Source organism: Mycobacterium sp. (assembly GCF_049673265.1).
GTDB lineage: Bacteria > Actinomycetota > Actinomycetes > Mycobacteriales > Mycobacteriaceae > Mycobacterium.
Map to the genome: position 1 here is coordinate 1 of NZ_JBATXN010000209.1, position 1,635 is coordinate 1,635.

The 1,635-nt window shown below is 62.3% G+C and carries 2 protein-coding genes and 1 pseudogene; 2 read left to right on the forward strand and 1 reads right to left on the reverse strand.

Annotation, left to right across the window (positions count from 1 at the left end; all coding sequences use genetic code 11):
• The first annotated feature begins 10 nt into the window (after window positions 1–10).
• Complete coding sequence (locus WBF82_RS07420) at window positions 11–535, forward strand: peroxiredoxin-like family protein (RefSeq protein ID WP_424382413.1); 525 nt, start codon at window positions 11–13, stop codon at window positions 533–535.
• 5 nt (window positions 536–540) lie between these two features.
• On the opposite strand, the gene WBF82_RS07425 is transcribed toward WBF82_RS07420, so the two are convergent.
• The gene (locus tag WBF82_RS07425) at window positions 541–1,182 is read right to left on the reverse strand and encodes a winged helix-turn-helix transcriptional regulator (RefSeq protein WP_424382412.1); all 642 of its coding nucleotides are present in this window, start codon (window positions 1,180–1,182) and stop codon (window positions 541–543) included.
• A gap of 135 nt (window positions 1,183–1,317) precedes the next feature.
• Between WBF82_RS07425 and WBF82_RS07430 the strand changes: the two are divergent.
• Window positions 1,318–1,635, forward strand: a pseudogene (locus WBF82_RS07430) (hypothetical protein); the annotation flags it as partial.

Consider the following 1,635-nt stretch of genomic DNA (forward strand, 5'->3'; position numbering starts at 1 on the left):
CGGAAGCCTCATCGCCCCGCATCAGTTGGTCAGCGTTTCCGGCGAAGCGGTCGCCCTCCCCGATCCCGATCGTCTCGTTCATCTGCAGTTCCGGCGGTTCGCCGGCTGCCCCATCTGCAATATTCACCTGCAGTCGATCGTGCGGCGCCACGACGAAATCGCAGGCGCCGGTATCCACGAGGTCGTCGTGTTCCACTCAACCGACGAGGAGTTGCGCCGCTATGTTGACGATCTCCCGTTCGCGGTGGTCGGCGACCCGGACAAGGCGCTGTACGCGGAATTTGGAGTTGGCTCCTCACCGCGGGCGGTGCTCGACCCCCGCGCAGTGGCGCCGACGGTGGTTTCGGTGGTGCGGCAAAGCATCACCGGCACGCGGGGTGACAAGCCAATAACCAACCTGCACCCGACCGGCGGCCGTCTGGGCCTGCCCGCCGACTTTCTCATCGGCACAGACGGTCGGGTAATCGCATGCAAGCACGGCACACATGCCAACGACCAATGGTCGGTGGACGAGGTGCTGGCGCACGCCCCATGACACGTCTACAGCGAAAACGCCTCGCGTAGGGCGTCAACGGCGTCGGGTTCACCGTGGAATTTGATTCGCCGCAGCGCCGCCTTGCGTTTGGCTTCGGTGGAGCCGAGGCGCGCGGTGGCGAGATCCGCGGCGCTGGCGCTAACCGTCACGTCGGGTTCGCCACGAGCCGCCGCCAAACGGCCCTGATCAAGAGCGAATTCGAAACGCCGGCCGTCGATCTCGATACGGTAAGCCGCAGTCATCCCAGCGGCTTTGATCGGGTTGAAGGGGACCACGATTAACGCGAGAAATCCAGTCAGTGGCGAGACGGGGCCACCGTCGATCGAGTCAAGCCGATCCAGGCCGAACCGGGCAAGGCTCTGCAGGATAGGTAGCGTCCGCTGCCAGCCGGCGTCGCTGAGCGTGTAAACGGTGCGGGCAATCGGCGGCGGTAGCTCGGCCCGATCCACCAGCCCCGCTTTTTCTAATTCCTTGAGTCGCTCGGCCAGCAGGTTGGTCGCAATACCTGGCAGTTCGGCGCGCAGATCGCTGTAGCGGCGCGGTCCGGCGAGCAGCTCACGCAGGATCAGCAACGTCCACCGCTCACCGAGGATGTCGAGCCCCTTGGCGATCGGGCAGTTCTGGTTGTAGCTCTTGCGGCCCGCCATAAGAGCCATACTACCAGCGAGAACGTTTTTATCAAACTTAGACTTGAAAAAGTTATCTACATAGTTTAGATTCATGCTCATGTACCCACCCCTGTTTAGGAAAGGCAATCCGATGGGAAAAATAGGAGGGACTCCGTGACGCCGCCTGCTACCGGCCCCGCCGGCACCCGCGTCGTCGCCCACCAGGTCAATCGCCTGGTGATCGACTCCGATAGCGGCTTCGATGATCTGTGCCGGCGCTACGAGACACTTGTTCCCGATATCGGGTCAGATGAGCTGAGGGCCCTGCTGGAAAAGGGCGACCTGGACGAAGTGGTGCGCTACACCGCAGAACACACACCGCACACGTTTGCCCGGTTTTGGTCCTTGGATCCGACACCGATGATGCGGCTACTGGGGCACAAGACCCAAGTGATGACCTACATGATGGGCAACAACGTGGTTGTAGAGACG

Excerpts from the sequence above, each read along its gene's own strand:
- WBF82_RS07425 (WP_424382412.1), bottom strand. The coding sequence starts at position 1,182 with ATGGCGGGCCGCAAGAGCTACAACCAGAACTGCCCGATCGCCAAGGGG.